General features: G+C 50.7%; 17 protein-coding genes. 10 read left to right on the forward strand and 7 right to left on the reverse strand.

All coding sequences use genetic code 11. From position 1 onward, the window contains the following. Positions 1-263: 263 nt before the first annotated feature. Entirely contained in the window at positions 264-1,667 is a 1,404-nt protein-coding gene (locus RCI_RS01625) for an MFS transporter (RefSeq protein ID WP_012034642.1), read from the reverse strand. Between the two features lie 222 nt (positions 1,668-1,889). Here RCI_RS01625 and RCI_RS01630 point away from each other — a divergent pair, with 222 nt between their 5' ends. From RCI_RS01630 to RCI_RS01640, 3 genes are all read left to right on the forward strand, one after another. Beyond that, a complete protein-coding gene (locus RCI_RS01630; protein ID WP_048197831.1) occupies positions 1,890-2,573 on the forward strand; it encodes a hypothetical protein in 684 nt (227 codons plus the stop codon). A 246-nt stretch (positions 2,574-2,819) separates the two neighbouring features. Continuing rightward, a complete protein-coding gene (locus tag RCI_RS01635; RefSeq protein WP_012034644.1) occupies positions 2,820-3,887 on the forward strand; it encodes a S1C family serine protease in 1,068 nt (355 codons plus the stop codon). Between the two features lie 487 nt (positions 3,888-4,374). Beyond that, positions 4,375-5,487 carry a DUF362 domain-containing protein gene (locus RCI_RS01640; protein ID WP_012034645.1) on the forward strand — a complete coding sequence of 371 codons (1,113 nt, stop codon included), beginning with the start codon at positions 4,375-4,377 and terminating at the stop codon, positions 5,485-5,487. Positions 5,488-5,812: 325 nt separating this feature from the next. Here RCI_RS01640 and RCI_RS01645 read toward each other — a convergent pair whose 3' ends face one another. After that, complete coding sequence (locus tag RCI_RS01645) at positions 5,813-7,348, reverse strand: IS1634 family transposase (RefSeq protein ID WP_012034646.1); 1,536 nt, start codon at positions 7,346-7,348, stop codon at positions 5,813-5,815. Positions 7,349-7,476: 128 nt separating this feature from the next. Here RCI_RS01645 and RCI_RS01650 point away from each other — a divergent pair, with 128 nt between their 5' ends. The 4 genes from RCI_RS01650 (at position 7,477) to RCI_RS01665 (ending at position 11,573) form a co-directional block, all read left to right on the forward strand. Further along, positions 7,477-8,283 carry a GNAT family N-acetyltransferase gene (locus RCI_RS01650; RefSeq protein WP_012034647.1) on the forward strand — a complete coding sequence of 269 codons (807 nt, stop codon included), beginning with the start codon at positions 7,477-7,479 and terminating at the stop codon, positions 8,281-8,283. 154 nt (positions 8,284-8,437) lie between these two features. Beyond that, positions 8,438-8,998 carry an FKBP-type peptidyl-prolyl cis-trans isomerase gene (locus tag RCI_RS01655; RefSeq protein ID WP_012034648.1) on the forward strand — a complete coding sequence of 187 codons (561 nt, stop codon included), beginning with the start codon at positions 8,438-8,440 and terminating at the stop codon, positions 8,996-8,998. Between the two features lie 366 nt (positions 8,999-9,364). After that, entirely contained in the window at positions 9,365-10,828 is a 1,464-nt protein-coding gene (locus tag RCI_RS01660) for a S8 family serine peptidase (RefSeq protein WP_012034649.1), read from the forward strand. A gap of 205 nt (positions 10,829-11,033) precedes the next feature. Further along, positions 11,034-11,573, forward strand: coding sequence for an ester cyclase (locus tag RCI_RS01665; RefSeq protein WP_012034650.1), 540 nt, complete (start codon positions 11,034-11,036; stop codon positions 11,571-11,573). Between the two features lie 148 nt (positions 11,574-11,721). Here RCI_RS01665 and RCI_RS01670 read toward each other — a convergent pair whose 3' ends face one another. Beyond that, the gene (locus tag RCI_RS01670) at positions 11,722-13,095 is read right to left on the reverse strand and encodes a right-handed parallel beta-helix repeat-containing protein (protein WP_148266479.1); all 1,374 of its coding nucleotides are present in this window, start codon (positions 13,093-13,095) and stop codon (positions 11,722-11,724) included. A 234-nt stretch (positions 13,096-13,329) separates the two neighbouring features. Between RCI_RS01670 and RCI_RS01675 the strand changes: the two genes are divergently transcribed. Next, the gene (locus RCI_RS01675; RefSeq protein ID WP_012034652.1) at positions 13,330-14,118 is read left to right on the forward strand and encodes a hypothetical protein; all 789 of its coding nucleotides are present in this window, start codon (positions 13,330-13,332) and stop codon (positions 14,116-14,118) included. A gap of 20 nt (positions 14,119-14,138) precedes the next feature. Here RCI_RS01675 and RCI_RS01680 read toward each other — a convergent pair whose 3' ends face one another. After that, the gene (locus tag RCI_RS01680) at positions 14,139-16,046 is read right to left on the reverse strand and encodes a PAS domain-containing protein (protein WP_012034653.1); all 1,908 of its coding nucleotides are present in this window, start codon (positions 16,044-16,046) and stop codon (positions 14,139-14,141) included. 252 nt (positions 16,047-16,298) lie between these two features. Between RCI_RS01680 and RCI_RS01685 the strand changes: the two genes are divergently transcribed. After that, a complete protein-coding gene (locus tag RCI_RS01685) occupies positions 16,299-18,293 on the forward strand; it encodes a PAS domain-containing protein (RefSeq protein ID WP_012034654.1) in 1,995 nt (664 codons plus the stop codon). A 108-nt stretch (positions 18,294-18,401) separates the two neighbouring features. Here the strand turns inward: RCI_RS01685 and RCI_RS15615 are convergent, their stop codons facing one another. The 3 genes from RCI_RS15615 to RCI_RS01700 all read right to left on the reverse strand — a co-directional run bounded on the left by RCI_RS15615 (position 18,402) and on the right by RCI_RS01700 (position 21,847). Further along, the gene (locus tag RCI_RS15615; protein WP_012034655.1) at positions 18,402-20,192 is read right to left on the reverse strand and encodes a sensor histidine kinase; all 1,791 of its coding nucleotides are present in this window, start codon (positions 20,190-20,192) and stop codon (positions 18,402-18,404) included. Between the two features lie 218 nt (positions 20,193-20,410). Then, on the reverse strand, positions 20,411-21,157 hold the full coding sequence (locus RCI_RS01695; protein WP_012034656.1) for an SAM-dependent methyltransferase: 747 nt from the start codon (positions 21,155-21,157) through the stop codon (positions 20,411-20,413). A gap of 318 nt (positions 21,158-21,475) precedes the next feature. Further along, positions 21,476-21,847 (reverse strand): YkvA family protein, encoded by a 372-nt coding sequence (locus RCI_RS01700; RefSeq protein WP_012034657.1) that lies wholly within the window; start codon positions 21,845-21,847, stop codon positions 21,476-21,478. A 190-nt stretch (positions 21,848-22,037) separates the two neighbouring features. On the opposite strand from RCI_RS01700, the gene RCI_RS15620 reads away from it, so the two are divergent. Then, the gene (locus tag RCI_RS15620; RefSeq protein WP_012034658.1) at positions 22,038-24,668 is read left to right on the forward strand and encodes a PAS domain S-box protein; all 2,631 of its coding nucleotides are present in this window, start codon (positions 22,038-22,040) and stop codon (positions 24,666-24,668) included. Positions 24,669-24,843 lie beyond the last annotated feature (175 nt).

The raw sequence follows: 24,843 nt of genomic DNA on the forward strand, positions 1-24,843 counted from the left end.
ATGGAATACGCTAATACAATTCGATCACAGATAGCAATCATAAGATAGTCAATCAGAACACTATTTGTTTATCTCTAGAATCCATCAGAATCATAAAATTCTGCGTCGTCTGTGCTATCCCATCAGGAATCTGTGGAATCTGGCAGAATCATCAGATTCTGCACCATCCGTGGAATCTGTGAGGCTTTGCACAGCGCAGCGTTCGTATTGCTGCCTCACCAGTCCGAGCGATCAGAAACACACAGCGCAGCGTTCGGATCCGTTCACGCTTTTTGCACCACAGGCTCGGAAGTGTTTTTTCGCATCTTCCCTCTAGCCATAGATGCCAGGATGCCGGCGGCGCAGAGTACTGCCGAGATTATGAACGCTACCTTGATGCTCGTAATTAGCAGCGGGTACTGCTCGGGGGTGATCTGGACACGGCCTATGAAGACGGAGAATGTCAGCATGGCGATGCCGAGGCTGAGCATCTGGCCGACGAGCCGCATGGTGCTGACCATGCCTGATGCCACACCGTAGTCGCACCGGTCTACCGAGCTCATTATGGCGTTAGTATTCGGGGAAGAGAAGAGCGCGAAGCCAAGGCCGATGAGGATGAGGCTGCCTACGATGTACAGCAATGACGTCTCCGAGCTGAGCAGCGTAAAGAGCAGCAGGCCGACTGTGGTGATAGCCATGCCCGCCGATGCCACGTACTGCGGCTCCATCCTGTCGGACAGCCTGCCGGCGAGGGGTGACAACACAGCCTGCATTACGGGGGCTGCTATCAGTATAAGGCCCGCCGTCTGGGGGTCCATCCCTTTGATATACTGCAGATACAGGCTGAGCAGGAAAGACACCGAGAAGGTGGCGCTGTAGTTGATCAAAGCTGCTGCGTTGGAGAAGGTGAACGAGACGTTATTCACGAACAATGAGAGCTTGACTACAGGTGCTTTGTGCCTCAGCTCCCACCAGATGAAGATCGCCAGCGCAACCAGGCCTCCGACAATCCAGAAGGCTCCGGAGATATCCGGGAGCAGGGACAGGCCGTACATCAATGCGAAGAGCATGATACCGTAGATCGCGCAGCCGCCGATGTCGAACGGGGCTTTTTCGGCACACTGGACATCTTCTTTCAGCTTCCACAGGGTAAAGCCAAGGGCGATCAGGCTCAGGACTCCGTTGAGGACGAAGATGTACCGCCAGCCGACCTGCTGGGTGATAATGCCACCCACGACAGGGCCCAGCGATAAGCCCAGGTAAACGAGGGCCACGTTGATACCTAGCACTTTGCCCCGGTCTTTCGGGGGGAAGGAGGACGTCAGGATGGCCACGCTCGTGCCGAATATCATCGCGCTGCCGATTCCCTGGAGTACCCTTGACAGGAGAAGCAGCCAGATGGTGTCCGATACGGCAGACATAAGCGTGAAAACAGCAGTCGCCGTCATACCGGCGATGAAGACGATGCGCCGGCCGTACATGTCGGAAAGTCTGCCAAAAGGCACGATAAATATGGCAGTAGACAAGAGATAAGCAGTCACCACCCACCCCAGCAGTACGGCGTCAGGCTGGAACTCGGCTCCCACCTGAGGTAGGGCGACGTTCATCGAAGCGCCCAGAAAGGGAGTAATAAAGGCGGCGATACCCGTGATCAGCAGGATCATTTTCCTGTCTATTGCTTCTACCATTAAATCACGCTTAAAGATCGTAAAAGGTGATCAGCTATATAGCTTATTATTGCGATTCAAGGACAGGTAGCGACCGATCTGACACAGGATTCATGCTGACGACAGCGCGGCTTCGGAGAGAGTACCGCCTGACCCTCGACTGGACTAGTTCCTGCCGGGCCGGTGGTCTGGCCGATACGAGCACAGAGTTTAAAGTCAAACAGGTTACAAGGTACAGATAGTATGAAAAGAAGAATCAGCGCCATTTTACTCTTATTCATCCTCCTGTCGGCTACAGTAGTTATAGCAGGCTGTACCCGGCCGGGAGACAGTAATCCGACCGCCACTCCGACGCCGACTCCGGATAATACGACTATAATCAGTCCCGGAGCGCTCCTTTTTGACATGAGCAAGTTCCACGAGTTCGAGTACGACATCTATGCGTCGGACGGTAAAACTTCGGTACGCGTCGGCAAGCTAAAGGCGGAGTACGAAATTGTGCCTTACGGTAATGTATCAGATGCGAGACATATGAGAGAAACCCGCATCATCGGCGAAGGGAGCGGGGCTGTCACCACTATCACAGACCTCTACTATAGGCAGTCGAATAACTGGATACTCGGTGGCCATGCTACCACCATAACGGCCAACGGAACTACCGAGAAAGAGATTCCCGAGGACGACCCCGCATACTGGAACGCCGATATGGCCACCATCTCGTCAAACGTAGAGTTTTATGACCATGGCATTGATCCAGTAGCGGTCGATATGGGATTCTTCCCCCGGGCAAAGAAGTATACCAGCACAGATAGCGGGATTACGCTGTGGATGGATGAAAGCGTGCCCATCCCGGTCAAGATTGCAGGTAGTGGCATCAGCGACGGCACCCGGATCACCACCACTATGGAACTGGTCAGATACAGCTAAAAATATCGATACAACCATTTTTGGCCTGGCCGGCATGCCTGAACAAAGTATGCCGGATGGCCGGGCGTTTTTCTCCTAATAGGCTCTACATCACTTATAAGTGTTGTACAATGTCTGTATAGACAAAGTATTAATACAATTACAATTTACAAAAAGTAAATATCAGTCAGCTGGCGTATCCATGGGGTTGTCCCCCGGCTATGAACCGCTCATGAAAGACTCTGACAACACATAAGGTATACAGATATGGATCCCATAACAATTCCAGTTTCCGCTACAGGAGAGGCGACAGAGAGAACTGTCCATGAAAGCCCCAGGCCTGTCGATGGAGAGTTGCTCGATGCATACTCCAGGACTGTGGTCAGTGTAGTAGAAAAAGTCAGCCCCTCAGTCGTGAAGATAGATATCAAGCGTAAGATGCTGGTCAGGCAGTCGTTTTTCAACCAGGCCGAACAGGAGGTGCCGGGCAGCGGCTCCGGCTTCATCTTCACCCCTGACGGCTATATCCTGACCAACAGCCACGTCGTCCACGAGGCATCCCAGATCGACGTCATACTGTCCGACGGCAGAAAGTTCCCGGCCAGGGTGATCGGCGACGATCCGGCCACAGACCTGGCAGTAGTCAAGATTGAGGCGCCCAACCTGGTGCACGCCACCCTGGGCGACTCCCAGTCGCTCAAAGTAGGACAGCTGGTCATCGCGATCGGAAATCCTTACGGCTTCCAGTGTACAGTCACTTCGGGCGTGGTCAGCGCGGTTGGAAGATCGCTCCGGACGTACAACGGCCGGCTCATCGACGACGTCATCCAGACCGACGCGTCTCTCAACCCCGGCAACTCCGGAGGGCCGCTGGTGAACTCCGCCGGAGAAGTCATCGGCATCAACTCCGCCATCATCTTACCGGCCCAGGGCATCTGCTTTGCCATACCCTCCAGCATCGCAAAGTTCGTCGCCTCGAAGCTGATGAGGGACGGCAAGATCAGGCGTGGCCGCATAGGAGTTGCAGGCCAGAACGTGGTCATCAAGGACGAGATAGTCGAGTCTCTCAAGCTCAGCTCTAACCAGGGTGTGCTTGTGGTCAACCTCGAACGTGGCAGCCCCGCCGACAGGACTGGCCTCGTAGCCGGCGATGTTATCATCGGCCTGGACGACAAGCCCGTCAACAACGTGGACGACCTCCACAAGCTGCTCAGCGAAGAAAAGATCGGCGTCCCGGCGACCCTCACCATCGTCCGGATGTATGACAAGCGGCAGATGAAGATCACCCCGGAAGAACAGCCCGACGGGCCGATGAAGCGCATACCCGTCGAATAACAGCCAGAGCCAGCCCGGTCAACCTCCGCCGGGCTGGTTTATCATTTGATACAGCCAGTATTCACACTGCAAAATGTTCACCACAGAAGCTCACAGAGAACTGTTTTACCGCAGAGGCACAGAGACGCACAGAGATACACAGAGATACATAGAGATTTTTTGATATAATGATGGGCATACAATAGATATTGAAGTAAGTCTCTGTGTACCTCTGTGCCTCTGTGGTGAACCGTTTCTCTGTGCGTCTCTGTGAGCCTCTGCGTCTCTGTGGTAAATAGTAGCTCTGTGAGTCTCTGTGCACACTGTGGTGAGCCGTTTTCCATCATGCCCTGTGCACCCTGTTTTGATCCCTTAGTACAAGGCAATTTGATTTCATTAGTCGTCATCATTTTTCAAATCCGAACTTTTTGCCGGCGATGGCGGCGGTGTAGAATATCTCTGCGCAAGCCTAGAGCGTTGTGCTATTTAATCAAGGTGGGTCCACCGCATGACTTCGACGGTTTACTTTGCGAGGCTGAAGACTGGAAAGACGAGGGTCAACACGATCACCAAGATTCAGAAGCTCTTCGACGCGGCGGGGTTCGGCAACATCATCGCCGAGGATGAGCTGGTGCCGGTGAAGGTACACTTCGGAGAGCGGGGTAACGATACGTATGTGCGGCCGGTCTATGTCAGGCAGGTGGTGGACAAGATCAAGGCGAGGGGCGGCAAGCCGTTCCTCACTGACACAAACACACTGTATTCTGGCAGCAGACATGATTCTGTGGAGCACCTCATCACCGCTGTCGAGCATGGGTTCAGCTATTCGGTCGTGAATGCCCCGTGCATTATTGCAGACGGCCTGATCAGCGATAATTATCGGGAAGTGCCGATTAAGGGCAAGCATTTTCAGAGCGTGAAAATCGCGAGCGACATCCTCTCGCCCAGGAGCATGATCGTCCTTTCACACGTCAAAGGCCACGGCATGGCCGGTTTTGGGGGAGCGATCAAAAACCTGGGCATGGGATGCGCGCCGGCTGAAGGCAAGATGGATCAGCACAGGGGCTTACGGCCCCTCGTGGATGAGAAAGGCTGCGTAGGCTGCGGGCGCTGCGCTGCGGTCTGCCCCAGGATTGCGGTGCACATGGAACAGGATATCGCAGTAGTGGACGACGAGGTCTGCATTGGCTGCGGCGAGTGCATGACCGTTTGCCCTGTCGGATCCATCAGCTTCAACTGGGAGAAAGACATCGTTCCGTTTATGGAGATGATGACGGAGTATGCCCTTGGAGCAGTCCAGGGCAAGGAGGGGCGGATCGGCTACATGAATTTTCTGATTCATATTACGCCCGAATGCGACTGCGTCCCATGGAGTGACGCCCCGATCGTCCCGGACATCGGCATTCTGGCCTCCACAGATCCGATAGCAATCGACATGGCAAGCTTCGATCTCGTGAAGCAGCAGATCGGGCTCCGGGACAGCAGGCTCAAGGATCATTTCGAGCCCGGGGAGGACAAGTTCGAGGGCACATGGGAGAAGACGAAAGGCCTGGTCCAGATCCAGTACGGAGAGAGCATCGGGCTGGGGTCGAGTAAGTATACCTTGAAGGAAATCCGGTAATTACTTTTTTGCTTGCTGACCAGGCAGTTATATAGAAAGCGATATATACTAGATAATGATAACTAATTTTATATAATATGCTTAGAATGCCGGGGTCTCAAAGATGGTTTCAATGCGGGCAGAGCTGATCAAGGATCAACCGACCTGGGACAAATTTGTAGAGGAAAGCAAGGACAGCACGATATTCCACAGATGGGAGCTACTCCACATCATAGAAAGACATAGCGGATACCAGCTATTACCCTACGGGGTTTTTCTGAGAGATGAGCTGATTTCGGTTTTTCCACTTTTCTATAAGAACCTGACTTCCGGGGTTTTGGACATACTATGGTTCGAGGTTGAGGGTTTTCAGGATTTCTTTAACCTTTTTTGTAGGCTCGGTCATGATCATTTCGCCGTTTTCTAACTCGATCTTTTTCAACTTCTCCAATTCGAAAAGCATTGACTCGACCGTATACTCTTTAAGCAAACCGTTTTCTTTCATCAAGCGTAGCAGCCTCATTCGTATACTGAGCGCTAAGAAACAGGTGAAGAGGAGTCCTTTCAACGTCTCAGTCTTCTTCACGTTCAATGGTTTAAGCCGGACGTCGCTTTTTATGGTCTTGAAGGCTTTCTCAACGAGGTCCTTCTCCCGGTACATGGCTAAACATTCATCCCACGCGGGCGCAGCACCATGATACAAGAGTAGGAAGCGGCCCATCTTATTCAATCTTTGAGCCACCGCGTTATTCTTGATCTCGACGATAAAACGGTTCTCTCGTACCTTGTAGGAGAAGAATGGTTGCAGGCTGCCAGTGATGCTTTCAAAGGTATCCTGTGGGTTCATCCAGGATTGAAGCTCTTTCTCCTGCAACCGGGTGCGCATATCGTACAGTCGGCTCATGAAACACTCTTTCTCATCCTGCTCCCGAGTGGGACTGTAATACAAGAATCCATTAAGAGTAACCTCATCAATTTCAAGCTTGACCGGTTTAACGTAAATGGTTTTATCATTATATTTCTCGAGGTACACTGGATTACGGATATCCCGGCAAGTACTGATCAGTTCTTTAACACTTTTCAGGGTATGGCTCCCGGGTATGATGAAACTGGCCTTTTCCCTTACCAGTTCACGTATGTTGCCTTTACTGAAGAAGCCACGATCCAGGACGAGTGAATACTCTGTTATTCCCCGTGTCCGGATCCGTTTTAACGTATTAACCAGTGTCAGCACGTCGACAATGCTTCCGGGGTACAGGTCATACATTAACGGCAACCCAGTCTTTTGATCTACGACCATGCCCAGGTTAACCTGTTCCAACGTGTTATGCTCACGATTATACCCATACTCCAGAAGACTTATTTGAGTAGAATGGGATGAAAGGCTGGTAATATCGAACACGAGCGCAGCCCCGTTACCATGCGCTCTCGTCCACCGGTCCATAAATCGATCCGGCACATCGTCAGATCCGAGACGCTCCAGGAGTTCGCTAATATGCTGACTCTTCAACCGTAAACCCGGATGCATTTTACACAGGATGGATGACTCGTACCATGATTCCAACATTAACGCTGGCACCGGTTTGAGTACACGATTCAATGCCAAGGCCTGTACTGCCATGGAATCCTTCTCATTCAAAAGACCCTGGAGGATATCCTCTACTCCGAGTTCTTTCATAATGTTCAGAGCGGGGAGTAGTTCGCCGTAATTAAAGCAGGTTTTAGGATGACAGAGTCTGACACGACTGGGTTTTCCATCGATGTTTTTGCCCAGGTATTTGACTTTCTGCCTGCTGCGTTTAATGCTCGGATCGTAGGTGGTAGTTACCTCATAGAAATACTCGTTATCCCCATCCTTTTTCTTTCTGATAAAACTCCCCATAGTATGTCCATATGGACACACTAACTACTTAAATATTCCCACAAGAAACACAAGAACACCGACAACTCAAAGAGAAAACAACTAAAAACTAATGACCAAAAACCCGGAAGTCAGGTAAGAAAGACCTGATGATCAGGATTGTGACGACGTCACCCCCTCAGACAGGTATCCCGTACCTCGGCCCCGTACTGTTCAAAGCAGCAGAGGATATGAATCCCAGTAAAAGGGAAAAATACATGCACAAAGTTATCGAAGCCGTTATCGCCGAGATCAACATGCTCAGCCCAAACTACACGTACATCCACCTGATGCCCGGGCACAGAGACGTCAGGCCGTTTATGTGGCACGATTTTCTGGAGAGGTGCAACTACACATACTTAGTTGATCTTGATCCGCCGCTAGAAGAGATTCTGGCCGGCTTTGACAAGGATGCCAGACGCCTGATAAGGGAAACAGGCAAGAAAGGCCTTGAATTCAGGGAGAGCCCAGATGTCGACGCGTTTTACGAAATCATGCAAAAACGATATGCCGAACAAGGATTGGCCATACCAATCATAAGTCCCCAATATTTGAGTGATCTGCTCGAGGCATTCCCGGAGAACCTGAGGATGTACTCGCTACGGCACGGAGATGAGATTATTTCGATTGTCATAGTAGCGATATACCATGGCAAGATGATATACTGGATGGGCAACCCGAGAATAAGTAACGGAATTTCGGGTAACGAGTACTTGATATGGGAATCAATCCTGAGGGCTAAAGCCAAAGGCTGCAAGGAATTTGAAATCAACGGAGCCGGAGAACGCCGTCTATACCAGTTCAAATCGAAGTTCAATCCACGGCTAGAGGTCTGTTACGTGGTCTATAAGAAGGACAGACTGGGCTCAATGGCAGAGTGGGCGTATGCCAACTTTGTGAAAAAGATCAGGGCCTGAAGCCGATTTCGCATACACTCAATGCCTCCGGAATTCCGAGGTACTTTGCCAGGCCGCCGCAACCATAAACAGGCAGTAGTAAGGAGTTGGATTATCTGGCGATAAAGAATATATGCCCTGCCACGTATTCCTAATACGTAGTGAGTGATTTATTATGATATCTAGAAAAGGCTGGATACCGGCAATTCTGCTGGTATTGTCGCTGGTTTTAATCGCCGGTTGTACCGGGCCGGCAGAAAAGACCGTGAAAGCGGGAGATAATGTCACCGTAGATTACATCGGCTGGTTCGACAATGGCACGATTTTCGACACATCCATTGCATCCGTAGCGCAGGATGCGGGCATCTACCACCCGTTGAAAGACTATACCCCCCTGTCGTTCATCGCAAGCTCAGGCAGCATGATCTCGGGCTTCGACAACGCGACGATGGGCATGAAGATCGGGGAATCGAAGAACGTCACCCTGTCCCCGGCTGAAGCGTACGGAGAGTACGACCCTGAGATGATCATACCGGTCAACATGACCGACCTGACTTCCCAGAATATTACGCCTTATGTAAATCAGACGTTATACGTAGGCTATACCGGCCAGCAGGTCAGAGTCCACAGTATACCGAACAATACGACAGTGCTCATCGACGTCAACCACCCTATGGCAGGTAAGACTCTGAACTTCCAGATCACGGTAAGAGATATTCAGCCGGGTAACGTTTAAGCTCAGACTAAATCCTTCCCGTACGGGAAGGTGTATTTTTTTTAAGGTTACAGCAGCCGGATTTTATTAAAATGTCGCAAGTGCCGTCACCTTAAATCAATTGGTAGTAAATAGCCTGGTTTACAGGCCTTTCGGCACCATTTGCAGGCAATTATTGCTGTTTATCTAAAATTAAAGCAAAATTTAGCCCATTATTAGTAAATAACTGTAATTACAACGTTATTGGTTAATTCAGAAAGTATTTATCCTATTCCTCAATGTGTCCTATTAGAACATCTGGAGGGATAAGCCATTAAAAAACGTATACTTGTAATTGCAGTCATATGTCTGGCAATTCTGGCGAGTTCTATTCTCGCGAGCGCCAGCATGACGATGCAAGGCACTCCGAAGGAGAACTGTGTCGATGACAACACCTACATCGTAGTCTTCGACGACAGCCAGGATCTGGCCAGCATTATGGAGGACCAGATTACTGCCTTCGCTGCTGAAAATAATGCTACTATCACCCACACATACGATACCATCAATGGTATTGCCATTAAAGTTCCCGGCGAGCAGGCTGCTGAGAAGCTCAACTCGCTAAAGAACGTAAAATACGTGGAGAAGAACATTGTCTTTCATGTCACGCTGAAGGAAGCATCACCCATAGTCGGCGCCCCTCAGGTCTGGGATCTGGGATATACAGGCAAAGGCGTTAAAGTGGCCGTAGTTGACACGGGCATCGACGGCTCCCACCCAGACTTCAAGGGCAGGATCACCGAGTTCAAGGACTTCGTAGGCAGCAAGACTGAAGCGTATGACGACTTCGGCCACGGCACCCACTGCGCCGGCATCATTGGCGGCAGCGGCGCTGCATCCGGCGGCAAATACAAGGGCGTCGCCCCCGAAGTAACGTTCACAGGCATCAAGGTTCTCGGCAAGGACGGCTCTGGCAGCCTTGACACCATTCTCGCAGGCATCAACTATGCAGCCAAGAGCGACGCCCAGATCATCTCCATGTCGCTGGGCTCTGACGACCACGCCCAGTCTATAGACGATGCGGTCACCAGAGCTGTGCAGAACGGCAAGGTTGTCGTTTGTGCAGCAGGCAACAGCGGCCCCAGTGCAAAGACCGTCGGCTGCCCTGCAGACACTCCAGCAGCCCTGACCGTCGGCGCCACTGACAAGAGCGACAACATCGCGTCGTTCAGCTCCAGAGGCCCGACCAAAGACGGCAGAGTCAAGCCTGACGTCACTGCACCGGGCAAGGACATCGTATCCACCCGGGCAGCCGGCACCAACAACCAGAAGGCGATCGATAACTACTACCTGTCCATGAGCGGCACCTCGATGGCATGCCCCATGGTATCCGGCGCAGTCGCCCTGCTCCTCGAGAAGAAGGCGGACCTTACGCCGGCCGAGGTAAAGGAAATCATGGAGAAGACGGCTAAGCCCCTCGGCTCCGGCGTACCTAACAACAACTATGGCTACGGCAGGATCAGCATAATCAACGCTATCGACTACCTCGATGGCAAGTACACTCCGGCACCCTCGCCGACGCCGACTCCCGCGCCGACTTCGACTCCCAGGCCCACGCCTGCTCCGACCTCGACGCCCAAGCCGAGCCCTAAGCCGACCGCGACTCCGCAGCCGACCCCGGGCGACCCCGGCCACAAATATCCAGGCTACCCGTACCCCGGCTACCCATATCCGGGCTACCCGTACCCGATAAACCCGAACCCGGGCTATCCTGGCTACCCGTACCCTGGCTACAACCCGTACCCCGGCTACCCGTACCCGGGATACCCGAGCCCCGGCTACCCGGGATTCCCCTATGCTGAAGAGCAGTAAAACAGATTGAAAAATTGAGCCGGGTAAATCTGCCCGGACCTTTTCATTTTTGATTTCATCCTTTTCACAGTAGTAGCTGTTACTGTCACCGGGCGTGCAGACATGATCTTCAAAGTAGATGCGATCATGCCCCGGGCCGGTTGAAAATTATTCTTGATTCGGCTGACGGATGTAAATTCCGGGTTTTTAGCCTGTCAGATAGATCATGATGCGAGAAGAACAGTTGTACAGTATTAGCATCATGTCGGAGGGTCCTCATACGGCTACGGAAGATAACAAGGCACTGGTACGCAGGTACTACGAAGAGTTTTACGATCGCAGGAACCTTGCAGTCATCGACGAGCTGGTTTCCGAAAAATATGTCCACCACATACCGGACGTGCTCAACCAGGTGATGGACTACCAGGACTTCCGGAAGAGAGAGCTTCAGATGTCAGGCGCTTTCCCGGACCTCAGCCGGTCGATCGAGGACATGATCGCTGAAGGAGATAAGGTAGTCACCCGCTCGATCATGAAGGGTACCCACACGGGCAACCTCCCCAACATCCCCGCCACAGACCGGAAGATCGATGTAGACTGTATTGTGATTAACAGAATAAATGATGGCAAAATCGTAGAAGGCTGGGAATCCTACGACTCGCTGGGCATGTACCTGCAGCTGGAAGTAATCCACATGGTCAGCACCCTGAGCAAAGCACGGCATGAGAGAGGAGCCTTCCCGCCGCTGAGAACATGGCCAGAGTGAACTACAAAGTCACCATATAGTACTGATTAACCGGGGCGTCGGACGCCTTTATCGATGTGCCTGCGGGGGAGGCAGCCTGTGCCTCTGTGGTAAGCCCCGCCGCCGTCGGCACTTCTGTGATATGCGCCTTTTATAGTTCTCTGGCTGACTAATCGTACGATGGTATCACGACCTCTACGTCGTTGCCTGACCCTGATCCGCCCTGGCCGTAGCCGCTGGGGAACGGGTATTTAGCCCTTATGATGTTATCGTTGAAGACACTATCGATACAGGCCTGTGCCCAGATGCCGTCGGTGCCGCCTCGAATGTCGTTGCCGATCACCTGCATGCGCTCGCACCGGCCGAAGTTACCGTTGTCCTGGTCTTTGCCCAGCCGGATGTTGGAGCCGCTGTTGCGATAGACGTTGTCCCTGATGATGCAGTCTTTGCAGGAGTACCATCTTGTGCCATAGTAGTGCTCGCCTATGTAGTTCTTCTCGAAGACACAGTTGTTAAGGTACCTCAAAGCGGCGCCGTCCACGTCGACCTTACCTTCGCCAGGATGGTACATCGCCTCGCCGAGGTCGTTCCCGGTAAAGGTGCAGTTGTTCAGGTGCTCCACGTGCAGCTCTACTTCGCTGTTGCTCTCGAAATAATTGTTTTTAATGAGCGCGTTATCGCAGTAGTAGAGCCTCAGGCCATAACCGTTCCTGTAGCAGTGGTTGCCCTCGATGATGAAGGGGAATTCTGGCGTGCCAGATATGCCCTGCGCGAAGATCCCGCATTCTCTGCCGGTGACGCTGAAACCGGTCACGATGCACGGGGCTTCGATATCGATGCCCCTGACCAGCGCGCAGTCTTCACCTTTAAGGATCATCGGCTTCCTGATGGTGAGAGTTTCTGAAGAATGGTCTCCCCGGACAATGACCAGATCACCGATAGCCACGTCGTTGATCAAAGACAGGCTCTGGCCTGGCTCTATGATCAGTGCAGGAGCCGGCAATGCAGTCGAAGTATACTCAGGAGGTACCCAGTCGAGGTTGGGCGGGCGCATTTTGGCCAGAATAGCTGCCGGTATGTCGGCGCTCGCTCGCGGCTCGACGGTTTCATAGTTGCTGACCGGCATGTTGACCCAGCTGCCGGATGCGGGGACTGTGATCACAGGTCCTGGCGTAGGTGTAGGCGTAGGCGTAGGCGTCGCAGTGCTGCCGGGCGGATGGTCGCCCAGCCACTGGTACCGGTTGGCAGACCTGACAGGTGTTTCACCGGGCAGCGCCAGATCATAGATGTAGCCGTCAGGGCCTTTACAATGAATGGTGCCATCGATGCTTGTCACTTCAGTGTATCCCGGAGGGCATACAGGGGTATCAGGATCAAAGGAGGTATTCACAGAAGTCTTGATTGTAGGTGTTACACTTGGAGAGGCGGTCGCGTTTGCTCCGGGAGCGCCTGAAAGAATGCCTCCCAGGCAGCCGGAAAGGCCGACGCCCGACAGTACGATACAAGCAATGAGGAGTGCGGATAACCAGTATACTTTTTTCACTTCACGCAAGGAAATGCCTCGTTAAATATAATTACCTACATATAATACTTGTTGGATATATAAGGCTTACCGTAGTTTTGCTCCCCAGAGTAAGGTGTAAAATTGCACAGGCCACCTTGACATGCAAAGAATGCATAACAATTATCGCAAAAATACAATAGTATAAGGTACTATAGCATAATTATATATTACATAATAATTAATAATATAGTAATTAATCTCTTTGGGGGTAGTATGAAACGAGAAGTTGACGGCCGGATCAAACTGGAAGAAGACGAAGAAGCGATATTAGCGCTATTGCACAGGGCAAACAGCCACGCCTTGAGAGGAGGGGTGAGCTATAGCGCAATCGAAAAGGCGTCAGGCCTCGATACTGCCAGGATAGACTATGCCGTCAGTGAACTAATAAAAAACAACGTGATCACGAGCAACGGGAAAGCCGGAACTGTTCAGCTGACGCCATACGGGAGAATTTGCGCTGTTTATGTAGTCGAAAAGCCAAAACAGGCAGAAAAACAGGCCCGGTTTCTGAGCGAACTGTATGCCCGTTCACATAAAGAGAACAGGCTTGCGCCCGGCTCCGCCGTAGACAGGTACATCATTGGCAGATCTGTCGGCTGCAACGTTATAGAGGTCGATGAGATTTGCGCTGAGTTGAGAGATCAGAACCTGATCGAAGACGAGTTGAAAGAGGTAAAGATATTCCCTGGTACGGACCTGGAAAGAGTAAGAGAGGTGCCAACTAAGAAGATCCGGATTACACCTGCAGGCATTGTTTTGATACTCAAGCGTACCCAGAAGACCCCTGACTCTACGCTGGACCTATTAAAAGCTCCGCAACCAGAGGAACCTCAAAAACCCCCGGTCGAGACCCTTGTCGACTCCTCGCCAGCGGAAGAAACAACCGCCACTCCAAAGACTAAGACAAAAAGCGTAGAAGACGAAATCAGTAATATTATCCAGTCAATCGTGCTGGGCGCACTCGCGATCGGCCTGACAATCCTGATCGTCTTTTACAAATGAACGGGCTGAAGGTATATGATTCAGGCCCTCGTCGGCAGCAGGATCACAAACTTAGCCCCCTGAGTATAATCGCCCGGCACCCGGTCTTCAACCCACACCTCCCCATTATAGAGCTCGACGAGGGAATTTACCAGGTACAGGCCTATGCCTCGGCCGCTGGCTTTCTTAGCGCCTTTACCGAACCGCTCGAAGATGCTTTTTTTCAGCTTATCCGGTATGCCAGGGCCATTGTCCTCGACTGAAATCCGGCAGTAGGTAACATGGTCCAACTTGACCTGCTCTGCCCGGACATTTATGGTCACCGGGCCGACAGAATGCTTGATCGAATTGCCTATCAGGTTTTCGAAAACGTCGCGCAGCAGATCGTTAGCTGTAACCGTACAGTCGCAGCCGATATCGGTCAAAATCGTGACCTGCCTGCCGGGAATGTCGGAAAACAGCTGCAACACATCTATAAGTGTCTTCTGGACATTCATCTCCCGCAGAGGCAGGCCTTCTTCCCGTGTCTGCTGCAGCTTTTTCACCCGCTGGATCAGGCGGGAGCTGTTTTTCAAAGACTCAAGGGGTTTCAGGATATACTCAGCAGCCGGGTGGTCCGATCCGATGACCTCGAGAGCGATCTCCAGAAAGCCCATGGCTACCTGGTTCATGTTGTTGATGTCATGGCCCATCAGATCGAGGTACATCTCTGCCTGGACTTTTGCGTCCTCCAGAGATATTTCGACCTGCTTCCGATCCGTAATATCCTGAATAGTGCCAAAATTACCGATAGGACGCCCGCCCTCATCCAGTATTATCCTGACCGACTCGACATGCACGTACCGGAGAGTGCCATCGGGCCTGATAATACGGTAGTCAAGGCTGCTGGGCCGGTTTTCTTCCAGCGCCCGCCACATGTCATCGTTCACCCTTTCCCTGTCGCCGGGATGTATCATGGACAAGTACAAGTTATAGTTGGGCTTTACTATACCGGGCTCCATCCCCAGGATGCGGTAAAACTCATCCGACCACTCATGTTCGCCTGTAGCGCTATCCCATCGCCATGTCCCGATGTGGGCGATCTTCTGCGAAAAAAGCAGGTCCGCTTCTCGCTTTTTAAGGACAATTTCAACCTTTTTCCGATCGGTGATGTCCTGGTTAATGCCGAACAGTTTTACTGGCTTGCCGGCCTCATCGCAGACGATCTCACAGTGGCTACTAATATAGCGGACGGAGCCGTCAGGCCTGACAATCATGAAGTCGATGCTGGAAGGCTTATGTTCAACCATCATCGAATTGATAAAACTGACTACCCGCTCCCTGCTCTCGGGGTGCACTGCGCTTATAAAAAGATCATAGTCCGGCTTAGCTGTCTCAGGATCAAAGCCGAAGATCCTGAAGGTCTCGTCCGACCAGTACATCTCTTCGGTGACAAGATCTACTTCCCAGTTCCCGACATGAGCGACCTGCTGGGCTTTTTCCAGCCGCTCCCGGATCAGCCGGAGCTTTTCCTCGAGATTCAGGCGATCGGTGATATCCTCATAGGTGCCCAGAATACCGATCACATTGCCCTGCCGATCGTGCAGGGGAATCTTATTAGTGTCAAGCCAGGACCGGGTGCCATCCGCCTGTAGCTGAGGCTCGATAATATGGTACTTAGGCTGATTGTTATCCATCACTTCCCGATCGTCTCTGCGGAACGCATCCGCTTCCTCCCGGGTCCATGCCAGATCATAATCAGTTTTGCCCACGATCTGGTCAGGAGTCCCTACTCCCGCGGCTATCGCAAAATGTTTATTACACCCCAGGTAAACCGAGTTACGGTCCTTCCAGAAAATCCGCTGGGGAATGTTATCCATTACCATCTGTAACAGTTCCCTGGAAAACGGGCGAGAGTTCTGCCCAAAGTCATCCTCCGTAAGGTTGCCCGGATCCCTTAGCCCATTCATACGTAATCAAGTTTAATATATTCATTGATATAAATAAAGGCAGATGAAAATATCGGCCAGTTGATCTGAAAATAAATACATTTGCCGGCCCTCTCAGGATACCCCCGCATAGTGTATCCATCACCAGAGCATTTCTGCCAGCCACTAAAAAATAGCTTATTTTCAATTCCTTCTAAACTGTACACAATACAGGCCTATACGGCTATGTATGCAATTAGCGCGGGTGATAAATAATAATTAGATATATAATGAATGTCGGCGATATTAAACTATATGGCCCGTCGTTTTCTAGATCTATCGGAGCTGGGCGAATTTACTGCAGCTGCCGTAGAAAACGATACTGTATCCTTTATTGCCGCCTATGCGGATGGAAGCACTTTTACATGCAACCTTGCATTCTGCAAACTCACAGGTTACTCAAAGGATGAAGTAAGCAGAATGAAGTGGCCGGAAGATTTTACGAAATCCGAGTACAGAGCCCAGGCGATAGATCTGATTAAAGGTGTTTTTTGTAATGTAGCGCCTTATACATACGAGTTAGAGCTGGTACGTAAGGATGGATCGCCGGTCCCCGTGGACGTTTATGTTCACAAATTCTGCGATGAAGCCGGAACTACCCAGTACCTTTACTCCTTCATCACAGATATGACAGAACACAAGAGACTGGAAAATGCGCTCAGGGCGAGTGAAAGGAAATACAGGGAGCTGGTGGAGAACGCTAATAGCATCATCTTAAAAATGGACTTAAACGGGAATATCACCTTTTTCAATGAGTTTGCCCAGAAATTTTTCAGGTTCGAGCTAAATGAGATTCTGGGTAAGAACGTTATGGGAACAATCGTGCCGATTAAGGAGTCAACCGGGCGCAATCTCACTCAAATGATCCGGGATATATACGATCACCCTCAAAAGTACGTAACTAATGAGAATGAAAACATGCGCAGTAACGGCGAGCGAGTATGGATATCCTGGACTAATAAGGCAATAATGGACGAACAGGGTAATATCGTCGGGGTACTCAGCGTGGGAAATGATATCACTGCCCTAAAACATACTGAATCAGAACTAAAAAAATCGAGGGACGAATTAGAGGCAAGAGTCAAAGAAAGGACAGCCGAGCTTGAGAGGGTCAACAAGTTTCTACTTGATGAGATCGAAGCCCGAAAGCGCGCAGAGCAAGTGACAGTTGAAAGCGAGGAGAAATTCAGGATTCTTGTTGAAACAGCACCGCTGGCCATATTTTTTCACCGTGGTATAAGCTTCATTTATGCTAATCCGGCAGCTGAAAGGATCACAGGCTTATCGGCAGACGAAATAAAAAAGGTGAAATTCTGGGAACTGTTCGCCCCGGAGTTCAGGGACATGGTCAGGGAACGCGGACTGGCTATGTTACGTGGCGAGGACTCGCCATATAGCTATGAGGTGAGGCTGCAGACGACAGGGGCTGAAAAATGGATGGAGATCACTTCCACAAGAGTCACTTATAAGGGCAACCCCGCCATCCTGACCATAGGCCAGGATATTACCCAGTATAGAGAGACTATGATAGCGCTACACAATTCCAAAGTAGAGGCCGAATTATACGTCGATCTGATGAGCCATGACATCAATAATATAAACCAGGCAGGCATGGGAAACCTGGAATTACTTAAAAATGAGGCTAAACTGAATGAGTATGAACAAGAACGAGTGGCTAATGCACTGGCAGCGTTCGAGAACAGCTCAGAACTGATTGATAACGTTAAGAAGCTGAAGAAGGCTAAAGATCATAAGCTAAAGATAGAGAAAATCGACTTAGGGCCAGTTCTCGATGAAGTCAGGAATAAGTATCTGGCCACTCCGGGCCGAGACGTTACTATCAATTTTGAACCGCGCAGCGGATGTTACGTCAATGCAGACAGTATGATCTACGATGTGTTCTCGAACTTAGTCGGCAATTCGATAAAACATTCCGAGGGCGCGGTGGTGATAACCATCAATTTAAACAGCGCAGTCATCAATAATGAGAAATATTACAGGGTTTCCATTGAGGATAACGGGCCTGGCATAGAGCCCGACCTGAAAACAAGGATCTTTAACCGCATATACTATGAGGGCGGGATTATGAGAGGTAAAGGTATAGGGTTATACCTGGTTAAAGTACTGGTAGAATGTTACCACGGCGGCATAATCGTGGAAGATCGTGTACCGGGCGATTACACTAAGGGTGCCAGGTTTATCGTGATCTTACCTGCAGCCGATAAATAATTATTTCTACTCTGACAGAGTGCCTATATATGCCGTGCTATCAGGGTGAGTCCGGTTTCGACGCTTAAGGAAAAATAAGTGTAAAACTCAGCCCAGAAACGGTTTGTTTCAGGAATTGCCGGCATCACCAGAAGGCAGCAGGATCACGAACCTGCTACCCGCCTTATAATTACCGGGTACCCGGTCTTCGACCCAGATTTTCCCCCGATAATCTTCGACGAGCGTTTTCACAAGGTATAAACCCAGCCCCCTGCCGTGGGCTTTGGTGGCTCCCCGCTGAAACCGGGCGAACAGCCGGCCCTTTACCTCAGGTGGGATGCCGGGACCGTTATCCTCGACTGAAATTTTACAATACTTCTGGCCGCCCTCGTAGACATCTTTCACACTAAGATCAATCGTGATCGGCCCGGTCGAGTGTTTGATCGCGTTGCCGACAAGGTTGACGAAAACATCCTTCAGCAGTTCGTTAGCATTAACTGTGCACCCACATACAGGGGTCAGATTAACCGTTACCTCCCGGTCCAGCACTTGCAGAAAGTCTGACCGGACCTCGGAAAGCACCTGACCGACATCGATCGGATAGTGGCGTAGTTCGCGGGCTTCTACTTTTTGCAGCTTCCCCACATTGTCGATCAGCTTCGTGCTGTTATGCAGCGAATCAAGAGCTTTTTTTACATATTCCCGCTCTTCCGCATCCTTCTTTATTGAAACAAGCGCCATGTCCAGGAAGCCTATCCCAATCTGCAGCATGTTGTTGATGTCGTGGCTCATCAGGTCGAGGAAGAGCTCGGCCCGCTGTTTCTGGTTGTTCAGCTCTTCCGTGGCTTGTTTTTGCACTGCAGTACTCCGCTCCAGCCGGTCCATCATCGAGTTGAAAGCCTTCGACAGATTGCCGATTTCGTCGTTCGTCTCAACCTTACCGCGCACGCTGTAGTTGCCTGCCGAGACCTGCTCCATAGTCTTCGAAAGCTCGGTTAGCGGCCGGGTCAGGTACACGGAGAGGAAGAAACTGCCTATGAAAACTACGCTCAGTAACAGGACCAGCACGATTAAGATGTCTACGATCCTGTAGAAGATTTCCGAGTAGACGATGCCCATCGGCGTACTCACCGCGGATCCCCAGCCTGACACCGGCATCGGGGAAAAGCCCACTATACGGAGCTGTTTATCGTACGTATTACTGGTCTCGACGATGCCCTCAGATCCGGCCCTTATCCTCTGCGCCGACAGAACGTGGGAAAGGTTAGTATTTGTGGGAACCATCGTTTTCATCTCGGTAGCTACGACGACGCCCTGGCCATCCAGAATATAAAAATCCCTCGTCGGGTCGATTTTCTGGCTGGAAATCATATCGCTGATAGTGTCAGAGCTGATGGTCGAGACAATCATGCCTATAATAGAGCCGTTATCAACGACAGGGGAAGAAACACTAAAGCCGTAGTTTTGCAATGTATCGCTGTAATAAAGATTCGTTACATAGGTGCCGTTACTTTTCAAAGCGAGATCATACCAGCCGTACTCCACAAAATTAGTAGTATTAGCCCCTTCCGAGTGGTACAGCACATTCCCGTCGGCATCCAGAATGATAATGAGGTCTACGTCGGGTAAAAATACCAGGTTGTCCCCTATCTTTTTTAACTCTCCGGTATCGTGGTTTTTTACGGCTTGAACGGTATAAGGGCTGCTGGCCGAAACATTGTTACTGTTTGCAATATCCCGGATGAAGCTGCCAAAATAGCCGGAAAACAGCCTTGCATCCTGGAGGTTGGACATGCCAATGCTGTTTTTGGTTGTCTGATAGGTTGTATAGATCCACAAACCGCCGAGCACCAGCACGATAATAATACTGGCAGATAAAAGCACCAGAGTGATTTTCGCCCGGAACGATTCGAGAAACATAGAAATATTGTTCTTATACGTGTTTAAATCAGATCAGAATATTATTCACGGCATCACGGATATAAAAGAAAGAGCCTGCCGTGGTATGAAAGCGATAGATCTCAAACGAGTCGAGTATGCGGAGCCTGGCGATCACGCTTTTACCTGCTACTGAACAATAAGTCATTAAAATGACTTTCAATTTTAACAAAATTATTAGGGGTGACACGATGTCCGCGTCACCGTGCCATCAGCGCGAACACGCCCCATCCGAAGTATTCACGCGTGTAAGCGGCGTAGCGTTTTGGTTCCGATGTCAGTCTGGCTCGAACCTCTTCTGCGAAGTCGTCGTCGGGATTGGCTTTGAGCCATCTGCGCATGGTGAGCCACTTGGCCGCCTCGTACCTGTCCCAGCCTTCCTGGTCAGCCAGAACCATTTCCACAACGTCGTAGCCGAGGTCGCCGAAAGACTCTATAAGGTCTGGTAGCAGGAGAAAGTCGGAGATAGATTCAGCATTGCATGCTCTGGCAACGTCTTCCGTCGGCGGTAACTGCCGCCAGTAGGGCTCGCCGATGAGGATGATTCCTTCGGGGAGAAGACTCTTCGCCAGAAGCTCGATGGTGCCGGCGACTCCCCCGCCGATCCAGGTGGCACCGAGACAGGCTGCCACACCGACCTTTTCGTCCGCGACATAGCCAGCAGCGTCGCCGTGGATGAACTCGACCCGATCGGCGACTCCAAGCTCTTCGGCACGGAGTTTCGCTTGAGCGGTGAACAACTGGCTCAGGTCTACGCCGACGCCGGCGATCCCGTAATCCCGTGCCCATGTGCACAACATCTCGCCCGAGCCACTGCCGAGGTCGAGCACACGAGTCCCCGGCTCCAGGCGCAACACAGCGCCGAGAGTGGCGAGCTTTTCTGGGGTGAACGGATTATGGATGTGGTGAGCACTTTCGGTAATATTGAAGATACGTGGGATGTCCAATGCAAAAACACCTTTTACTTAATTGTATAATATCTGGGATATACCCTTTGCTATGGACGACGACGCAAGAGTCCCCCACGACAACGATGTCATTTGCATATCATCTCATGGCTCGAACGTTATTTTTATCTATGGCATTGGAGGCACCGTACGTGCCCCGCCATTAGAAGGCGTTCGAGGGTAGGTGCATGATATAAGTACAGCAGTCCCGGGCCGCCAGCCTGCCGCTGGACAAACGCAGTGTGAGTTCTATTTGCCAGTTTTTTTGTTATATAATCCCTTTTCATTATACGTAAATGGATAGCAATTTGTGCAAAATTATAAGAAGGGAGACACGATGTCTGCCCTATCTCCGAATATTTCTTTTACTCTGGCTTTTGCCTTCGATTTAGAGTCATCATCTATATGCATCATCACCGATGAAAAAATACCCATTAGTAATGCTGCATCATCGCCGTATCCCAGCCCTACAAGGAAATCAGGAATGGCTTCTACTGGCGCAATAAAATACCCCAGTCCGCCGAGGATTAACAGTTTGACTGGCACTGGTGTGCTATCTTTTATAGCGATATACCATAGCAATAGAGCGTGATATACAACGCTTGCACCTGCAACCTTGCCATATCGATTTATTTTATGCCAGAATCGGGGCTCTGAATAGTTATGCTCGTAACCTTGTACGCTTTCCATTTTTACCAGTAGAGGTTTTATTTGCAGTATGCGATTATAGCCTTTCTTATTAAAAAAACCGCTGCCATTACGACCGCTTCGGCAACCCGGACATCAGCCATTTGGGTTTAGCATAGATGCAGTCCGCTCGTGTTTTATTTCATAATAATATTCTATATAAGTAATAACTGTAATATTAAAATGTTATTTTATGGTCCAGGACAGAGACACACAAATTATCGATAGCGAGAGGGAGAGTGAAGCATGGCTGGAGAAGATACAGTTTTTAAGCGATGCTATGGAGTCCACCTCACAGCCATTCTGTGCTTGCGACCGCGATGGTTCTATCCTTGTTTTTAATGAGGCCTTCTGTCGCCTCACCGGCTATACCCGAAAAGAGCTAGTTAAGATAAACTGGGTTACAGATCTGACGCTGCCAGAGTCCCTGGAGAAAGAGTACAGGGTACTTAGAGTTCTCGAGAAGACTCACCAGCCTCAGAGATATGAAAAAAGCTGCCGAAGAAAGGATGATACGATAGTACCTGTTGAGATATTAGTGAATTTTGCCCCGGATTCTAAGGGGCAACCCCTGTTCTATTATTTTTTAATTACAGATATGACCAGGCGTAAGCAGGCTGAGGAAGTGATGCGGGAGAGCGAGGAAAAATTCAGGACTCTCGCCGAGACTGCTTCTGTGGGCATCATGCTCTTCAGAGAGGACAAGTATATTTATACTAATCCGTATATGCAAAAGATTTTAGGCTACACAGGGGAAGAGCTGCTGGCCATGAACTTCTGGGAGGTCGTCCATCCTGACTTCCGGGAGCTTGCGCGGATCCGGGTACGTGAGCGGCTGCAAGGCATACAGGTACCGTCTCGCTATGAGATCAAGGTCATAACGAAGGACAAAAAGACGCGATGGGGGGAATATTCGGCGGAGGTGATCAGGTATGATGGCAAGCCGACGGTGATCGGCATATTCTACGACATTACCGATCGCAAACTGACCGAGGAAGCGTTACGAGAGAGCGAATTCGATTTAAAGAAGGCTCAGGAGATCGCCCACCTGGGAAACTGGGCGTTGGACGTGGATACCGGCGAGCTCACAGGCTCGCTGGAGAACGACCGGATATTCGGGTTTGAGCCTGGCGGGGGTCCTCGTAACATTGAAATGGTGCGGTCCCGGGTCCACCCCGACGATCTCTCAATTATGGATAATTTCCTTGCGGACGTAACACGGGACGGAAGGCGAGAGAGCATTGAATATCGCATCGTGAAGCCAGACGGATCCCTGAGGTACCTGAACACTATCGCCGATAAAGTAGACAGGGACGAGTCGGGAAAGATAAAGCAGGTGTATGGAATAACTCAGGACATTACAGGTCACAAAAAGGCAGAAGAGGAGATCAGAGCGGAGAAGAGCTTTTCTGACGCGATCATAGACACCATACCAGGCATCTTCTACATGTTCGATGACCGGAACAGATTCGTCCGGATGAACAAGAACATGCTGACGGTGCTGGAGTACACGCCCGATGAGCTGTTAAGCCTGGATGTATTAGATGTGGTGGCAGAGCAAGACAGGGATCAAATAATCGACGCGTTTCAGGAGATCAGCAAAAAGGGCTATGTGACCAGAATAGCGAATCTACTCACCCGGACGAAGAAGCAGATCCCGTATCTGCTCAGCGGCTATTCAACGCAGATCCACGGGAAACGGTACCTCATTGGAATTGGTATCGACGTCACTGACAAGGTTAAGGCGGAGAAGGCGCTCCGCGAGAGCGAGGAGATGTTCCGGGCGTTCGCTGAGTCTGCAAAGGCCGAAATCGTCCTGATCAAGGGTAACAGGTTCATCTACGTAAATCCGGAAAGGGTCAGGGCTCTGGGATATACTAAAGAAGAGCTGATGGCCATGAAAGTCGAGGATACGATCCACCCGGACATGCGGGAGATTGTGAGGGACCGGGTGCGCAGGCGGCTTCAGGGCGAGCCTGTGCCTTCACAGTACGAGGCCAGGATGATCACGAAGAGCGGTGAGACATACTGGGAGGAGATATCGTCGACAGTGATCGACTACAAAGGCGAGCCCACAATTCTGTCTATGGGCTTTAATATCACGGCCCGTAAGCGTGCGGAACAGGCGCTGAAAGAGGCAAAGATGCAGGCTGAGCTGTACCTGGACCTGATGAGCCATGACATCACCAATATGAACCAGGCGCTTATGGGGAACCTGGAGTTACTGGATATGCTGAGCGAAACCGGAGAGATCGACAAAGGCTTGATCACAAGCTCAATTGAGATAATAAACCGAAGCACCAGGACGATCAGAGATGTGAAAAAGCTCACCCAGATTCAAGCTGGAAACGTTCCTCAAAAAGTAGTGAACGTATGTGAAATCCTGGATAACGTAAAGTCAAAGTATTCAAAAGTGCCCGGCAGATCCGTTACCATAACATATGCCCCTGGAGCAAACTGCCTTGTCATGGCAGGCGATATGCTGGAAGACGTGTTCGACAATCTCGTAGACAACGCAATCCGGCATTCCCAGATAGCGGTGACCATCGATCTTACTATTGATCAAGTGCTTGATAAAGGGATTACATATTTAAGAATCGATGTTTCTGATAATGGGCCCGGCATCCCCGACGAGCTCAAGAAGACGATCTTAATGACCCCGGAGGAACTGGAAGGAAAGTCAATCCGCAGGGGTTTCGGCCTATATCTGGTCAGAACGCTGGTAGACTATTACCATGGCAAAGTCTGGGCGGAAGACCGGGTACCGGGCGACTACATGAAGGGCGCCCGATTCGTAGTATTATTACCAGCGGCAGAAAAGTAGGTTTTTTCAGCCCTCATCTACACATGTATCGCTACCGATATTTATTGGCGAATTCGTAGGTCACGATCGTTTCATTTGTTCCCGATCCGTGAACTATAGTCTTATGAAAAATGAGATATTCAGGTAGAGGCTATGAAAAATTAATAGTTGGCCCTGTGTGAGTCGAAAATACCGC

It is taken from the genome of Methanocella arvoryzae MRE50 (assembly GCF_000063445.1).
Classification (GTDB): domain Archaea; phylum Halobacteriota; class Methanocellia; order Methanocellales; family Methanocellaceae; genus Methanocella_A; species Methanocella_A arvoryzae.